Origin of the sequence: Pectobacterium aquaticum (genome assembly GCF_003382565.3) — a bacterium.
GTDB classification, from domain to species: Bacteria; Pseudomonadota; Gammaproteobacteria; order Enterobacterales; family Enterobacteriaceae; genus Pectobacterium; species Pectobacterium aquaticum.
In genome coordinates this window covers 1,658,700-1,674,697 of record NZ_CP086253.1, presented here as the reverse complement: position 1 = coordinate 1,674,697, position 15,998 = coordinate 1,658,700, and the positions used below count along the sequence as shown (strand labels likewise).

Sequence of the window (15,998 nt, the reverse complement as noted above, 5' to 3'; positions counted from 1 at the left end):
ATAACAGCACATAACTTTAAATTAACCTCCTCAATTGCTGATTAATTTCTTCATAAGGTATATCACTTGTACAGACCCCAAAGGAAACACGAATAGCACCATTTATTCGCTCTACATCTAATCCCATAGCCACTAACACATGAGATGGATCATAGCTACTTGACGTACAAGCTGACCCATTTGAAACGGCAACGATTCCTTTAAGCTGAACCATAGCAGCCTCTGAATTGATACCTGGAATAGAAAAATTCAAAACATAAGGGGACGTATTGGTTCCATTAATTACAGCACCTAATTTGGTAACAGTAGCAATGAAATCGCTTTTTAACCCAGAAACATGCCTAATCCAATCGTCCGCATTCTTTGTTACTAATTCGCAGGCTAGCCCCAAACCTGCTATTAATGGCGTAGCCAAAGTTCCGGGGCGCAGCCCTTTTTCTTGGCCACCACCATAGTAGAGTGGCTTTAATGGAGCTTTAACATAACCGCGACGCCGCAAAACTAATGCACCGATTCCCTTTGGGGCATAAAGCTTATGACCACTAACACTGATAAAATCAATACGAGAGTTATCGAGACTGAAAGAAAATTTGCCAAAACTTTGTGCTGCATCAACATGCAAATAAGCATTATGCCCTTGTAATAACTGACATATTTTCTCAATGGGCTGAATTACGCCCGTCTCATTGTTGATATGCATAACTGATACAAGCACTGTATCTTCTCGCAGCGATGCTTTTAATTGCTCAGTATCAATCATACCATCATTAGAAACATCAAGATAAGTTACATTAAAACCCTTCTGTTCTAGATATGCAATAGGCTCTAGTACAGCTTTATGCTCTATCTTACTCGTAATAATGTGTTTTTTTCCTGTATGTTCAGCAAACTCGCGCAGACCCAAAATAGCAATATTGTTACTTTCTGTCGCACCACTAGTGAAAATTATCTCTGTTTTATCAGCCTTCACTACTGAGGCAACTTGCGCGCGAGCAAGTTCAACAGCTCTTTTAGCACTGGCTCCATACTCGTGAGTACGGCTACCAGCATTCCCATATTCTTCAACCATGGTTTTATATACAAGATCAGCTACTTCCGGCAATACAGGGGTTGTAGCACTGTAATCAAGATAAACTGTCATCCACTTGTCCCCAAAAATCTAAAGACATCATTACACGATTTTGATACCATGCCACCTCATGTTCGTACGAACAAGATAATTTTTTCGTTCGAACAAAATCTAAGCGCCAAAAGTTGAGGATCGTCAGTAGTGAACCATATCGTTTCTGGAATCAGTTTTCCCGCAATCCGAGGGGTCCAGGCCGGACATGAATACTATATAGTGATGTGTCCTCTCAAAAGGCTAAAAAAAATCTTCACACTCGATGAGTCTATGCTAGCCGAAAGTGACAAAGCGCAGCGCGTTTTAAATCATAGTCGCATTCCGCAGATTACTCGTTATATTCACAGCAATCGTCACGATTATACGTTCTCGGCTATCACTGCTTGCATAGAAGGGAAGACTTACTTTGAGCCTATTGCACATCAAGGACATGGTAGCAAAATTGGTAACCTAGTCGTTGACGAAGATGCCGAATTTTACTTAACTGATGGCCAGCATCGTAGCGCATCGATTCAACAAGCGTTAGAAGAAGACCCTAGCTTAGGCGATGAGACAATATCAGTCGTTTTTTTCGTTGATAAAAACCTGAAGCAACGGCAAAAAATATTTCGTGATTTGAACCTCTATCCTATACCAGCCAACAGATCCATTGCGGTCTTATACGGCTCTTCACCTGAAGAGAATCTAACTAACTACGTAGTTGAAGGTAGCGATTTTTTTAATGGTGTAGTTGAGTTTTCCAGCCGTATCAGCAAACGCTCAGCTAAATTTTTTATGCATAGTTCGGTACATGCTGCATGTATGGAGCTATGCCAAAATATCACTGAGGAAAATTGGCAGAAGCAAGCTGAAAACACCGTAGAATACTGGGATGAGTTAGCAAAAAATTTACTGCTATGGCAACAAGCAAAAAATCATCAGATAAAACCAGCGGACAGAGCAAACTATGTTCTGTTTAGTGCTATTTTACTTAAAAGCTTCGCAATGCTTGGCAAAGAACTACTCGTTGAATACCCTAATTGGAAGCAAATACTAACAAGTCTCCAAGGATTAAACTGGGCAAGAACCAATAAAGTTTGGGTAGAAAGATGCTTTAATAAAGGTCGTATGGATCATAGCGTTCATTCTGCATTACTGACTTTAAATGCATTAAAACAACATCTTCAGCTTCCATTAAATACAGAACAACAAAAAGCTGAAGATAAATTTTTAGGAACAAAACAATGAGTATGTCTGTAAATAACCCTTACTCCGCATTTGAACAGCGCGGATTAAAAGAAACTATAGCTGATACGATTTCTCATATCAAGAAATTATATTTATCAGATCAAGTGCCATGGGTTATTGGGTATAGCGGAGGTAAGGATTCAACAGCTGTTTTGCAGTTGGTATGGTATGCTCTACAAGATCTGAAACAGGAAAATAAGTGCCATAAAGATGTACATGTCATAAGTACAGATACTCTCGTTGAAAATCCTATTGTTGCAATGTGGGTAGAAAAATCATTGGAGAGGATGCTTGAAGCCAAAAAAGAACAGGATATCCCTATTCATCCGCATCGATTGACACCTGCTGTCAAGGATCGATTTTGGGTTAACCTCATTGGAAAAGGCTATCCCGCCCCACGTTATAAATTCCGCTGGTGCACAGATCGGCTTAAAATTTCCCCATCCAACACGTTTATTAATAATTTAGTTGATAAACGCGGTGAAGCTATTTTAGTTCTAGGCACACGAAAAGCGGAAAGTACAACCCGTGCAGCAACAATGGAACATTATGAAAATATTGAAGCCAACACTCGTCGGGCTGATGGCCTAACGGCAAATGGTACCCTAGACAGGGTTTGGGTATACCCTCCTATTGCCGACTGGACTAATGATGATGTCTGGATATACCTGAATTCAGTACCTAACCCTTGGAACTTCCCAAACCAAGATTTGATGGGAATGTACCAAGGAGCAACAGAAGGTGGTGAGTGCCCACTCGTAGTTGATAAAAGCACCCAAAGCTGTGGTGATAGCCGATTTGGCTGTTACGTTTGCACTATTGTGTCTGAAGACAAATCCATGTCGGCGATGATTGCTAATGATGAAGAAAAGGAATGGATGTATCCATTATTAGCTTTGCGCAATGAAATCGACGTTAACGATATTGATCATCATAAGAAGCTAGGCAAACTACGTCGTGATAAGTCCCGTCGCGATTTTCGCCGTATGAATGGTTCATTAACTGTGCATGTTACAAAAAATGGGGCAGATCTTGTTCCTGGCCCATATATACAGAGCTTTCGCGAAGAACTACTGGAAAAAGTACTACTTGCACAAATAGCCGTGCAAGAAATGGGGCCAGCAGAGGTAAAAAATCTTGAATTGCTACCTCTAGAAGAACTAGAAGAAATACGCCGTATTTGGCTGGAAGAAAAACTAGAAGTAGAGGACAACCTCCCTACTATTTACAAAAAAATAATGGGAATACCTTACCCAGGTTCACGCCGCGCTCATCATCCTATCTTGAATAAAAAAGTGTTGGAGAAACTCAAAATTTTCTGTACTGAAAATAGCGATGATGAGGGCCTAATGTATCAACAAATACGCGGTGCTATCGCTATTGTTAATAGGCATAAAAGCCAATTACGGCGAGCTAACTTAGCTGCAGAGTTATCTGACAGTCTAGAAAAAGGAGCATTTTCCTCTTTGGATGAGGCAAAAATATTTGCCCTTGAGCGTAAAAGGCTCGAGCTACAAATTCAACATGACAATTCACCAAAATTGTCAGACGAAGAAAAAGCATCTATTAATGAGCAGATTGCTATCATTACCCGCTCACTAAAAGAACGGGGATATAGTTCATTGGTGATTGAAACAGAGGTTATCAGCGGTGATCTTTAACAAGTTGCAAATTTCAAACTTCGGTATTTATCAAGGTGAGCACTCGATTAACCTTGAAGTGGAACACGGTAAGCCGGTGATCTTGCTGGGTGCATTAAATGGTGGTGGTAAAACAACCTTTCTTGATGCCATACAGTTAGTATTGTACGGAAAACATGCAAGATGCTCTAACCGCGCAGGCACTGCCTATAGTGCATTTTTAGCCAGTAGTAAAAACCGCTTTTCTTCTCCAGATGCTGAAGTAAAGATAAATTTAACCTTTACACATCAAACAGATAATAAAATTAATCGTTACGATATTGAACGTAGCTGGTACGTAAAGGGGTTAGAGACAAAAGATAAAATTAAGGTGTATGTTGATCTTCAGCCAGATGACCATCTAAGTCAGCACTGGGATGAATTTGTTAACGAATTTATCCCACTGAGCCTATCAGATTTATTCTTTTTTGATGGTGAAAAAATTGAAAATCTAGCGCACCCGCAGCGTTCATCAGAATTAGTCAGGACGGGAATTGAGAGCCTACTTGGGCTGGATTTACTGTCGCAATTGCAAATTGACCTTACTCTAGTCGATAAAAAACGTCGAGTATCCAATGTTGATCAAAGTATCATTGCTAAAGTGGAAGACTGCGAAAATGAGATGACTCAGTGCAATGCTGCAGTAGCAGATTTGAAAAAAGAACTAGTTGAAATAGAACATGACATCAACAATACCAATATTGCTGTCAACAAAGCCCGTCAAGCAGTACGTAATGCCGGTGCCCACCTGATCGAAAAACGCGATGAAATCAAGTTTGAACTAGGCACTATTGAAACTAAATTGAGTCTGAATAAAGCCGAAAAAATTAAATTAGCTGCTGGCGTCGGCCCGCTAGGATTGGTAAGTGATCTGATCAAACAAACTAAAGAACAAATTAGTCTAGAAGCTGAGGCAACACAGGCAAAAGTGCTAAACGAAGTCATTAGTTCCTATAACGAAAAAATTCTCAACGCACTTGAAACAACGTCCGCCTCTGAGCAGACCATTTTTCACGTTAATAAAATTATAGACTCCCAAATACAAGCACAACAAACTCTAGCTAGAGTAGAATGCTTTCTGAAAACAGAAATTAGTATTTTTAATGGCTTAGAAGAACGGATTAAGCAGGAAGAGAAACAGAGGTTGTTTTTGCAAAAAGAAAAAGTTCAATTGCTTGAGCAAAAAGCCTTGATGCAGAAACAGCTGGATACAGTACCTGATTATGGATCGGTCCAACATTTAATTGCTGAATTAGCCGAAAATGAAGCAGCTCTTAAAGCTTTCATGACACAGCAAAAGAATAAACAACAACTACTTGAACAAACAATACAGAAAAGTAACATTTTGTCAAAGCGCTATACTAACTTATTAGCACATCAAAACAAAGATACTTTCGAACAAAAACGATCTATCCAAGTAAGTAACCATATTAAAAAATTAAAAGCCACTCTGCAACGCTTTGCTGAGCAGTTAATAAGTGAAAATATTGTTCGACTGCAGACATTGGTAAAGCAGAAATTTGATGAATTAGTGCGTAAGTCACAACTTATCAGTGAGTTAAAAATCTGCCCTGAAAGCTTCGCAATCACACTATACGATGCCACAGGTAAAATACTTGAGACTACTAAACTCTCAGCAGGTGAGAGACAATTACTAGCAATCGCTATATTGTGGGGTCTAGCTGAAGCCTCAGGCAAAGAATTACCAACCGTTATTGATACGCCACTTAGTAGATTAGACGGTAAACATCGTAGTAAGTTGGTAAATCACTATTTTCCTAAAGCAGGTCCTCAAGTAATCTTGCTATCTACCGACGAAGAGATTATTAATGAATATTATCAAGAAATTAAACCATACGTGAGTCGTGAGTTTTATATTAGCTATAATGAGCTAGATAAAACGTCCAGCATTAAAGAGGGATATTTCTAATTATGCAACATATCGATATTATTCGTTTATCTGAGAAACAGAAGCAGCAACTGATCACTCTTAAACGCAAAACTGGTATAGAGAACTGGAATGTACTTTGCCGCTGGGCACTTTGCAAATCATTAGCTGATCCAACAATACCACCAAAGGAAGATATTCCTTCGGATAGTAATGTTGAAATGACTTGGAGAACATTTGCTGGTAACGAGCACAAGATTTATGAATCCCTTGTATTATTCCGAAGTAGAAAAGACATGGCCAATAATAGTGTTCAAAATTTTGTTAAATTACATATCTCTCGAGGATTAAACTCGCTTTTAAATAGCAATGAATTCTAAATGTAATTAAGAATTGAACACGAAAGTCTGGCTAAACTAGCCAGTCAAATAGTAAATAAAATTTATCCGGTGAAAATTATTATGCCGTATGAAATAAATTTCATTTCAATGCGGCAATTTTTAAATAATTTATACTTATATGAGCCTATTTTTCTTACTGGAAACACACTCAATATAATTACTTGCAGGTACTAGTCTGTTATGATAATCATTAACATGAATTTTACATACAACCTTAAGATTTATGGGATTCGCAGCACCCCGTGGATTTATTAAATCAACATATAAATTATTTTTTCTTGTCGCAGTACAGCCAGGATGAGAACATCTATCTGATAATGCCATTTTTCGTATAATCCAGTATGGTTCTGGTATGCTAAATCCAACAAATTTATTATTTTTATAATTTTTTAGGTTTCGTCCAACATCATATATAGAAATTAAATTCGATTTGTATCTATTGCACCATCCACAACTCAAAGCAATATTACTAAGATCATTAATATCTCCCCCTCCTTTTGAAAAAGGTAATTTATGTTCAACTTCTATTTTAAGATCTCTTTCAATCAATCCTCTAGGCATCATGTAATCAATAAGCTCAGGCAATACTATGTTTCCTGTTCTTCCTAAGAAAATTTCAACTGCATCTTTACTAAATTTTGAGTTGCAAATCCAGCATCTCGGTTCGCCTTGTGAAGACTCTATTAAATCTAATTTATTCTGTTTGGTGACACGCTGTCTTAATCTTCCTGAAACACTTTCAATTCTTTTAAACATAAAACCAGATATTATATTACATAAATTCAAAAAATCAGGATTATCTTGATCTATATCAACGTGAATTAACCCACGACGAACAAGCGAAAATACTTTATATTGGTCAACCTCATCTAGGCACTCATCTAAATTACATAGTGACTCGCAAAACCACGCAAGCCATTGCAAATTAATATCATTTTTTAAAAGTGATGTGCCTCCCAAAAAAACGTCATCCGGCACATCAATAATTGATTGCCTAGCAATACTTTTTGAATTCCAAACATTGCCAAATCCAATCAATGACTGCTCAACATATTGATGTAATCTTTCCATTTTTATATCTTTTTATAAGAGTTTAATGATGGTAACTGTCTTGGATCTTGGCGATAAGTCAACCATAGTTTGGACCACTGTTTTCTAGTACCTGGGGCATCTTTTTTCACATTTGCTAATTTCCAATCTCTATTAAAGTAGGTAAGATCAACGTCTGTCAACCAATCATTAACTAACTGTGTGACTGATTCTGCAGAGTTAAGATTAGCCCTTGACTCACATAAATATTTAAAAAAATCGGCCGCTAGAATTGTTAAAGATATTTTGTTAAATAAATTCGAGCTTGTATGCCCCCAGTAGTTATGGCTACTAGAGTCTTTGGTGTTACCAAATTTATCCCTGATACATGTCCAAAAATTAATAAATACATCACGCCATACTCCATCCTCAGAACTCCACACTGAAAACTTATCATTCTCAATAATTATATCTGATGCGTCAAGATAACGTCTTCTCCATAAATCCGCATAATCAATTCTATTTTCATCACTGAAAAACTTCCCTCCTTTTAAGTCCTTAAATATAGTTATCAATGACCGCATTACTGTCCAAGGTAATTTTCCTGATTGTTCTCCACTAATACCTGTTTGCACTAATCCAAAAAATGGGCTATTGCAGTTTCTTGTTGCAAAAGAGACTGCTTGTGATGCTTCAAGTTCTATATCTGCATTTTTTAATCTATCTGCGACTCGTTCTAACTCATTTGTAGCTAGAGTAGTCGATACAATTGTTCCTAACAATGCATTATTAATTGGAGTGGCTTTTTGGTTGACAACTACAAATTGAAAAACATGCTCTGCTGGGTCATCAGATAAAACTAAGGAAATCGGCAAATGACGGCATACTTCATTTTGAACCTTTATCTTAGCATCTCTCTCCGTTAGGCCATCAGTTGTCATGTAATCAAAATATTTGGCCATAGAGACAGGCGTTTTGGATTCTCGGTTCGAATGTTCTATGGCACCAATAAGCCTATGTTGACCATCAACAATTATTACTGGTTTGAGATAAGAAATAATCGATTCTTTTTTAAAACCTAATATTTCCGGAGCATCATATTCGCTTCCATACTCTTTTAAGATAGAAATACGACAAGCAACCTCCTGCCATAAATCGCTTATATGTGATGACTCAATAATAGTAAGTTCTTCATCTAGAGGATCAGCCCCTTCATTAACATCTGCACTTGAAGAAATTATATCAGATGGCTCTTCATAATCTAATGACAAACGCTCTTTAAGCTTAGCTAGAAGATGCACATCCAAATCCTGCTTGTCAATATCTTCAACTCTACTGGTAAGATAATCACTGAATAGCTGAAGCAGCTCAATCAATTTTAGATAATGAAAATCTTCATAATTTATAATAAGACTTCCTTTTTGAATATAATCATTTTCATTAACATTACTATCAGGTATAAAATAAACCGAGCTTTTGAAATCGCCTATTTTCCTAGGAGCACACAGAAGTGGATTCTGTAAAATATTGTCATCATTTGAATAAAAATTTATTAAGCTATCTAGACGCTCGGGTTTGAAGGAGCGCTGAAATCCTGTTGATTCTACTGTATCAAAATTTTTCTTCTCTGGAATGCCTCCCCAAACATCAATCTCATGGGCAGATGCAGAGAAGAAAACTAGCCAGTTACCATCGCTAGTCTGCTTACATCTTATGGCTTGGTATCTATTCTGCATTTACGTACTCCTGTACTAAAAATCAATAAAATTAGATATATAAAATACTTTTTCTTCTCAAAAATGAACAGTAGTAAGAACACTAATAAATCTATTTATACCATTCACTTTGAGACTTACATGTATGGGGTAAGCCCTGCCGAAACCACACGCATGATTACCCCAGGAACTATCACTGCTAATCTAACTATCGCCTTTTCCTAAATACTAGTTAAAAACACGTTATTTTATTCTCATGCTAGACGCACTATGCTAGTACAGAAAGCGTGATCTATGTTCCCCATCCATCAAAGTCAAAATTGAAAGCAGTGTCAAGAATCGCTTAGTTCCTAAACCTGTGTGATGAGGATTTTATTTCATCAAAATCAAACGGACTAACCGCCCTATCCCGATTCGCATCCAAAAAATCCGCCCACCATTGCAGCATCAGTTTGCGCTCATCCAGATGCTCCGCCTTATGAATATACGCCGCCCGAACGCCATTACGTTCTTGGTGACTCATCTGCCGTTCCACCGCATCCCGAGACCACAACCCTGACTCAATCAGTGAACTACAGGCCATGGTGCGAAAACCATGACCACACACTTCCTTTTTCGTATCGTAACCCATAGTTTGCAGCGCTTTGTTTACTGTGCCCTCACTAACAGGTTTTCGTGACGAATGATCGCCAATGAAAACCAACTCGCAATGCCCACTTACCTCTCGAATCTTTTTAAGGATCTCCACGGCCTGACGGCTTAGTGGAACAAGATGTGGCGTGTGCATTTTTGAGCCTCGCTCAGAGAACTTCACTCCAGGGATCGGTTCACGCTCGGAGGGAATCGTCCACAAGGCACGCTCGAAATCGATTTCCGGCCAACGGGCAAAACGCAGTTCACTGGAGCGGATAAAAATCAGCAAGGAAAGATTTATTACCCACTTGGTAAACTCACGGCCTTTATAGCCATCTATACGGCCAAGTAGTTCAGGCAAGCGTTCGAGTTCCAAAGCCGGACGGTGTTCAACTTTGCCGGGCATAATCGCCCCGGCCATATCCTGCGCCGGGTTGTAGTCAATCAGACCGTTTTGTACGGCATAGGTCATGATGGCAGTTACGCGCTGCTTTAGTCGCTTAGCCACTTCCAAGCGTCCTGAACGTTCAACGCTTTTGATCGGAGCCAGCAAGTCGCGTGTTTTCAGCGCTGCAATATGTGTACCACCGATGGCGGGGAAAATATTGTCGCTTAGACTTTTCAAGATACGTTCGGCATGCGAGCCCGACCATTTTTTGTTATCGGTATGCCAGGCACGCGCCACAACTTCGAAAGTTTGCGCATCATCCTGTTGTTGCGTTTTGACTGCCTTTTTATGCTCGTTGGGATCAACGCCAGCAGCAATAAGTTTTCGCGCCTCATCGCGTTTCTGACGCGCTTCAGAGAGTGAAACCTCGGGGTAGACACCTAATGCCAGCGTATTTTCTTTGCCATCCGAACGATAACGTAAGCGCCAGTATTTTGATCCATTGGGATGGACCAGAAGAAACATACCGTTACCGTCGGTGAGTTTATAGGCCTTCTCTTCCGGTTTTGCTGAACGTACCTTGATGTCCGTGAGTGCCATAGTGACTTTCCTTCAATAAAGCGTTATTGAGGGTACAAGGATTTACCATACCGCAGTATACCCGCAATTGTACCCGTATAAGCAAGTTGATGTAGGTTGAATTGTGTTGACGTCGGGAGAGTAAAGAATGAAGGAAAGCCTGTAAAACCGTGGGTTTTAGACAAAAAAATAGACGTCTGTTGACGTCCATTGATGTGGTGATGGTGCCCGGGGCGGGACTTGAACCCGCACAGCGCGAACGCCGAGGGATTTTAAATCCCTTGTGTCTACCGATTTCACCACCCGGGCTTAAATATTGGAGGCGCGTTCCGGAGTCGAACCGGACTAGACGGATTTGCAATCCGCTACATAACCGCTTTGTTAACGCGCCAAAATATTCAGGTCTTAGTGACCAACATCCGCAATTGCCGATGTTTTAAATTGGAGCGGGAAACGAGACTCGAACTCGCGACCCCGACCTTGGCAAGGTCGTGCTCTACCAACTGAGCTATTCCCGCAGCACAGAACTCACTGATTATCTTAACTTCTTACAAACCAGCGTTGCTGTTGATGCGGTGCATTCTACTGACCTGACGCAATGAGTCAATAAAATTATCAAGCAACTGCGTTCGTTTGCTGGTTTTTACGGCGCTTCGATCAAGGTTCAAGCAGATCGTGTCGCGCGGCGTTCAAATATTGGAACATGGACCAGAAAGTCAGTACCGCGGCGATGTACAACGCCACAACACCAACGCCTTCAACAATGCGTTCTGGGCGCCATAGCAAAGCAAAAAGCGCCATCATCTGAGCCGTGGTTTTAACCTTCCCTATCCACGACACGGCAACGCTACTTCTCTTACCAATTTCAGCCATCCACTCGCGCAATGCTGAAATGATGATTTCCCGCGCGATCATTGTCGCGGCAGGCAGCGTAATCCACCAAGAATGATAGTATTCCGCAACTAGCACCAACGCGACAGCCACCATCACTTTATCCGCAACAGGATCGAGGAAAGCACCAAAACGTGTGGTCTGTTTCCAGCGGCGGGCAAGGAAACCATCAAACCAATCCGTAATGGCAGCAAACACGAAAATCAACGCGCAGAGCAGCGGTGCCCAGACGAATGGAAGATAAAACGCCAGCACAAAAAACGGAATAAGAGCAACACGAAACAGGGTAAGCAACGTCGGTATATTAAATTGCATAGCGCTTAGGTAACTATCTGGCTGGAGTGGATACTAAGAGTATGTTGCAACATTGTCCCTAGTGTTTCAATGCATGGAAGATTTTTTCTGCCAATGCATGCGAAATTCCTGGAACATTTGCAATCTCCTCAATACTGGCATTCATCAAAGGTTGTAGCCCTCCCATGTATTTCAACAGGGTTTGGCGGCGTTTAGGGCCGACACCTTCAATAAGCTCCAGCGTACTGGTGTTTTTTATTTTTGCTCTCTTCTTACGGTGCCCACCAATCGCATGATCATGCGAATCATCGCGAATATGTTGGATAACGTGTAGCGCAGGCGAATCAGTTGGCAGTGCCATGCCCTCACCTGTTGCCTCAAAAAATAGCGTCTCCAGCCCAGCTTTACGATCGCTGCCTTTCGCGACACCAAGTAGCAGAGGCTTGTTTTTATCCCATGATACTTGCAGCGAGTCAAACACGTCCTGAGCCTGGCCGAGCTGCCCTTTTCCGCCATCGATCACAATGACATCTGGTATTTTGCTGTCATCCAGCGCTTTACCATATCGACGTCGGAGGACTTGCGCCATGGCGGCATAATCATCGCCTGGCGTAATACCACTGATATTATAGCGGCGATATTCCGAACGTAACGGACCATTGGCATCAAATACGACACAGGATGCCACAGTCTGTTCCCCCATCGTATGACTGATATCAAAACACTCCATTCGATGGATTGCTGGCAACTGCAAAACATTGGCTAACGCAGCCAAACGCTGGTGAATGGTGGACTGCTGAGACAGTTTTGTGACCAGCGCCGTGGCGGCATTTGTCCGCGCTAATTTTAAATAACGAGCACGATCGCCGCGGGGTTTCGTTTGAATCTGTACTTTTCTTCCCGCAACTGCCGTTAGAGACTCCGTCAGCAAATCTTTATCGGGCAGAGTGAAGTCGAGCAGAATTTCTGTAGGAAGCGTTCGGCCTAAGCTTCCCTGCAAATAGAATTGCCCGACAAAAGTCTGCACGACCTCCCCCAATTCCGTACCGCCAGGGACTTTGGGGAAATAGCTCCGGCTGCCAAGCACTTTTCCCTGTCGGATGAAAAGGACATAGACGCAGGCCATGCCAGCATCAAAGGCAACACTGATCACATCCAGATCTTCGCCGTCGCCGGAAACAAATTGTTTTTCTGTCACCCGCCGAACCGCCTGGATCTGATCGCGTATCCGGGCTGCATCTTCAAAATGCAGATCGCGACTGGCCGCTTCCATCCGGGAGATGAGCTGATTCAGTACTTGCTGGTCTTTACCAGACAAAAACAGGCGAACATAGTCAACCTGCTGTTGATAATCTTCTTCGCTCACCAAACCGCTGACGCAAGGCCCTAGGCAGCGACCAATTTGATATTGCAGGCAAGGACGAGAGCGATTGCGATAGACGCTATTTTCACACTGGCGCACCGGAAACAGCTTTTGCAGCAATATTAGCGTTTCACGCACAGCATTGCCGTTGGGAAACGGACCGAAATATTCACCCTTCGCATGCTTAGCGCCACGGTGAACAGCCAAACGTGGATGCGTATCACCGCTCAGGAAAATCATGGGATAGGATTTATCGTCGCGCAACAAGACGTTATAACGCGGCTGATAAAGCTTGATGTAGTTGTGTTCCAGCAGTAAGGCTTCAGTTTCTGTGTGCGTGATCGTGACATCAATATGCTTGATGCTTTTGACCAGAGCCTCGGTTTTACGGCTGGCGACATGACTACGGAAATAGCTGGCAAGTCGTTTTTTTAAGTCTTTTGCCTTACCGACGTAGATGACCGTATTACTGGCATCATACATTCGGTAGACACCGGGCTGACTCGTTACCGTTTTTAAAAATGCAGAAGCATCGAAACTCTCACTCACTACTTAACAATGTCTCCGCGGTAAAAAGCCCATGTTTGATAGCCAAATGGGTCAGCTCTACATCGCCGTTGATATTCAGCTTACTGAACATACGGTAGCGATAGCTGTTCACTGTTTTAGGGCTAAGATTGAGCTGATCTGAAATTTCAGTCACTTTCTGTCCCTTCGTTATCATTAGCATAATCTGTAATTCGCGTTCAGACAAACACTCCAGCGGCGCATCCGTCTGCGGCTCCAACTGGCTCAATGCCATCTGTTGAGCAATATCAGAAGCGATATACCGCTTACCCGCATGTACCGCACGAATGGCGGAGATCACTTCTTGAGGAGCAGCAGCTTTACTCACATATCCTGCGGCGCCAGCTTGCATCACTTTAGCGGGCAACGGATTTTCAGTATAAATAGTGAGCATGATGACTTTTATATCTGGCGTAAAACGCAGGATCTTGCGCGTTGCTTCAAGCCCACCTATGCCCGGCATGCTCATGTCCATCAAAACAACATCGACATCATTGCTTCGGCACCACTTGACGGCATCTTCACCACAGCACGCCTCACCAACCACTTTCAGACCTTTGATATCATCCAGAATGCGTCGTATCCCTGCCCGCACCAGTTCATGGTCATCAACAAGAAAAACGCTAATCAAAGAATAATTCTCCAAAAAAGGGAGTAACACTTACATGAAAAGTTGCTTGCAGGTGATACTACGTTGATTTCAAAAAATAATGAACACAGATTTATATGAATATGTATTTTAAAATATGCCGAGAAGGAATAAAGCGCATTTCTCGATCATAACAATATATCGTTAACCTAAGGGTGTATGTTGATCACATTCTTAACATTTCAAATACGCTACAGCGTGTGGATAAACACTTCGCTGGCACAAAATGTATAAAAAACAATGTAAATCAAATGGCATGCAATTGGCTTTACATTTTGAATGTCAATAAAAAATCACTATTGTAATCAGGGTGTGATTAGGAATCACATCATCGCCTGCCACCGTATTATACAAATAATATATTCAATGAAAAACGTCCATAGTGAACATCATATGTATTAAACAAAACACATCGATAGCCCTTACCACAAAAAAACCAAAATATAGACGCTATTTTAATAAGTTAAATGCATAAAAAACAGTCACTAAAATGGCTTTATCCGCGAATAATATCAATCCACAATATGCTTTATGTTATACTCCCGCCCATCTGGTTCTGCCTGCCATACCCGCGGTAACGCCCGCAGCAGGCGAAAAAACATCTTTTTCTTATTGAGGAGAAAACATGAGCAACGCAGATTTTTCTACTGCTGCATCCGCTGAAACACTGGCCCATGAAGTCACCTGTCTGAAGGCTATGGTTACACTGCTATTAAAAGCAATCGGCCAAGCAGATGCTGGTAAAGTTATCATCAATATGGAAAGATATATTGCTCAATTGGAAAATGCCGAGCAAGCTGCCGTTTTTGATAACACGATTAAACAAATCAAAACCAGCTACCGTAAATAGCACTATTTGCTACACCGCCATATTAATAATCTGCTTGGCGGTGTAGTGGTATTTAGCCTTGCCTTCCTGATTTAAAAATAGAGACTCTCGTCTATTTATTTCCAATACGCGTGAGTTTCAGAAGTAGCGCCTCTTCTTTCTTTTTATATTGCGTCAATTCCATCACCAATGCTTTATCCAGGAACTGTTTTCTGGAAAGCGCTTTTCTTTCATCAACCAGTTCCCTCAGCTCGGTGAAGCATTCATTTATTTTGTACTCTTTTGAACTTTCCGTACAAATTATCTCATGGATTGCCTGGCTCAGTTCAGACAATGAGATAACCGATTTTGGATCCTGGTGACTTTTTTCTATGACAGCCAGTAATTTTTCGAATCCCACATGAACCTCCGAAATCAAGCAGAAACATGCTCATGGCTAACCAGGAAACGCCAGCAGCTTCTAAACGCCGTTCCCAGTGGATGTGAACACAATCTTGTGCAAACAACTCGTAACATCATAAACGATCTGTCAACAATTCCATCAGTTAAGCATAGCACTTTCTCGCCACTCTTCAGCACGTATGAGGCACCTTCTCACCAGCCGAAGTGATAACGCTCAGCGAAATCATCAACCATCTTATATATCCACCTAGCGTTAAGGCGTCATATGAATAAAAATATACTAGAAATGTCACATTTATTAACTAAGGCAGGGCATGATAAGTGGAGTAGAAATAAAATAT

The 15,998-nt window shown here is 41.2% G+C and carries 13 protein-coding genes and 3 tRNA genes; 5 read left to right on the top strand and 11 right to left on the bottom strand.

Translation table 11 applies throughout. The features are described 5' to 3' along the window. Positions 1 to 16 precede the first annotated feature (16 nt). Positions 17 to 1,141, bottom strand: a complete 1,125-nt coding sequence (dndA, locus tag DMB82_RS07795) for a cysteine desulfurase DndA (RefSeq protein ID WP_116162583.1) — start codon at positions 1,139 to 1,141, stop codon at positions 17 to 19. Between the two features lie 129 nt (positions 1,142 to 1,270). Here dndA and dndB point away from each other — a divergent pair, with 129 nt between their 5' ends. From dndB to dndE, 4 genes are read left to right on the top strand one after another with little or no spacing between them, the layout of a single operon-like run. Further along, positions 1,271 to 2,350 (top strand): DNA sulfur modification protein DndB, encoded by a 1,080-nt coding sequence (gene dndB, locus DMB82_RS07790; protein ID WP_116162585.1) that lies wholly within the window; start codon positions 1,271 to 1,273, stop codon positions 2,348 to 2,350. Further along, a complete protein-coding gene (gene dndC / locus DMB82_RS07785) occupies positions 2,347 to 4,011 on the top strand; it encodes a DNA phosphorothioation system sulfurtransferase DndC (RefSeq protein WP_116162587.1) in 1,665 nt (554 codons plus the stop codon). Before dndB ends, dndC begins: the two co-directional genes overlap by 4 nt. After that, on the top strand, positions 4,001 to 5,959 hold the full coding sequence (gene dndD / locus DMB82_RS07780; protein ID WP_116162589.1) for a DNA sulfur modification protein DndD: 1,959 nt from the start codon (positions 4,001 to 4,003) through the stop codon (positions 5,957 to 5,959). Before dndC ends, dndD begins: the two co-directional genes overlap by 11 nt. Before the next feature lie 2 nt (positions 5,960 to 5,961). After that, positions 5,962 to 6,297, top strand: a complete 336-nt coding sequence (gene dndE / locus DMB82_RS07775; protein ID WP_208644315.1) for a DNA sulfur modification protein DndE — start codon at positions 5,962 to 5,964, stop codon at positions 6,295 to 6,297. 135 nt (positions 6,298 to 6,432) lie between these two features. Here dndE and DMB82_RS07770 read toward each other — a convergent pair whose 3' ends face one another. From DMB82_RS07770 to uvrY, 9 genes are all read right to left on the bottom strand, one after another. Further along, positions 6,433 to 7,389: an HNH endonuclease gene (locus DMB82_RS07770; protein WP_116162593.1), complete on the bottom strand. Its 957-nt coding sequence runs from the start codon at positions 7,387 to 7,389 to the stop codon at positions 6,433 to 6,435. Positions 7,390 to 7,391: 2 nt separating this feature from the next. Beyond that, positions 7,392 to 9,083 (bottom strand): ParB N-terminal domain-containing protein, encoded by a 1,692-nt coding sequence (locus DMB82_RS07765; protein ID WP_116162595.1) that lies wholly within the window; start codon positions 9,081 to 9,083, stop codon positions 7,392 to 7,394. A gap of 322 nt (positions 9,084 to 9,405) precedes the next feature. Further along, positions 9,406 to 10,683 carry a tyrosine-type recombinase/integrase gene (locus DMB82_RS07760; RefSeq protein WP_116162597.1) on the bottom strand — a complete coding sequence of 426 codons (1,278 nt, stop codon included), beginning with the start codon at positions 10,681 to 10,683 and terminating at the stop codon, positions 9,406 to 9,408. 201 nt (positions 10,684 to 10,884) lie between these two features. Next, a tRNA-Leu gene (locus DMB82_RS07755) sits at positions 10,885 to 10,971 on the bottom strand. Between the two features lie 8 nt (positions 10,972 to 10,979). After that, positions 10,980 to 11,053 (bottom strand) — tRNA-Cys (locus DMB82_RS07750). 51 nt (positions 11,054 to 11,104) lie between these two features. Then, positions 11,105 to 11,180, bottom strand: a tRNA-Gly gene (locus DMB82_RS07745). A 139-nt stretch (positions 11,181 to 11,319) separates the two neighbouring features. Next, the gene (gene pgsA, locus DMB82_RS07740; RefSeq protein WP_039285745.1) at positions 11,320 to 11,868 is read right to left on the bottom strand and encodes a CDP-diacylglycerol--glycerol-3-phosphate 3-phosphatidyltransferase; all 549 of its coding nucleotides are present in this window, start codon (positions 11,866 to 11,868) and stop codon (positions 11,320 to 11,322) included. A gap of 58 nt (positions 11,869 to 11,926) precedes the next feature. Continuing rightward, complete coding sequence (gene uvrC / locus DMB82_RS07735) at positions 11,927 to 13,759, bottom strand: excinuclease ABC subunit UvrC (RefSeq protein ID WP_102119246.1); 1,833 nt, start codon at positions 13,757 to 13,759, stop codon at positions 11,927 to 11,929. Continuing rightward, complete coding sequence (gene uvrY / locus DMB82_RS07730) at positions 13,752 to 14,408, bottom strand: UvrY/SirA/GacA family response regulator transcription factor (protein WP_010279369.1); 657 nt, start codon at positions 14,406 to 14,408, stop codon at positions 13,752 to 13,754. The genes uvrC and uvrY overlap by 8 nt, the downstream gene beginning before the upstream one ends. A 643-nt stretch (positions 14,409 to 15,051) precedes the next feature. On the opposite strand from uvrY, the gene DMB82_RS07725 reads away from it, so the two are divergent. Continuing rightward, the gene (locus DMB82_RS07725; RefSeq protein ID WP_102119245.1) at positions 15,052 to 15,276 is read left to right on the top strand and encodes a DUF2594 family protein; all 225 of its coding nucleotides are present in this window, start codon (positions 15,052 to 15,054) and stop codon (positions 15,274 to 15,276) included. A gap of 91 nt (positions 15,277 to 15,367) precedes the next feature. Here the strand turns inward: DMB82_RS07725 and DMB82_RS07720 are convergent, their stop codons facing one another. Then, positions 15,368 to 15,655 (bottom strand): basic helix-loop-helix domain-containing protein, encoded by a 288-nt coding sequence (locus DMB82_RS07720; protein ID WP_102119244.1) that lies wholly within the window; start codon positions 15,653 to 15,655, stop codon positions 15,368 to 15,370. Between the last annotated feature and the right edge of the window lie 343 nt (positions 15,656 to 15,998).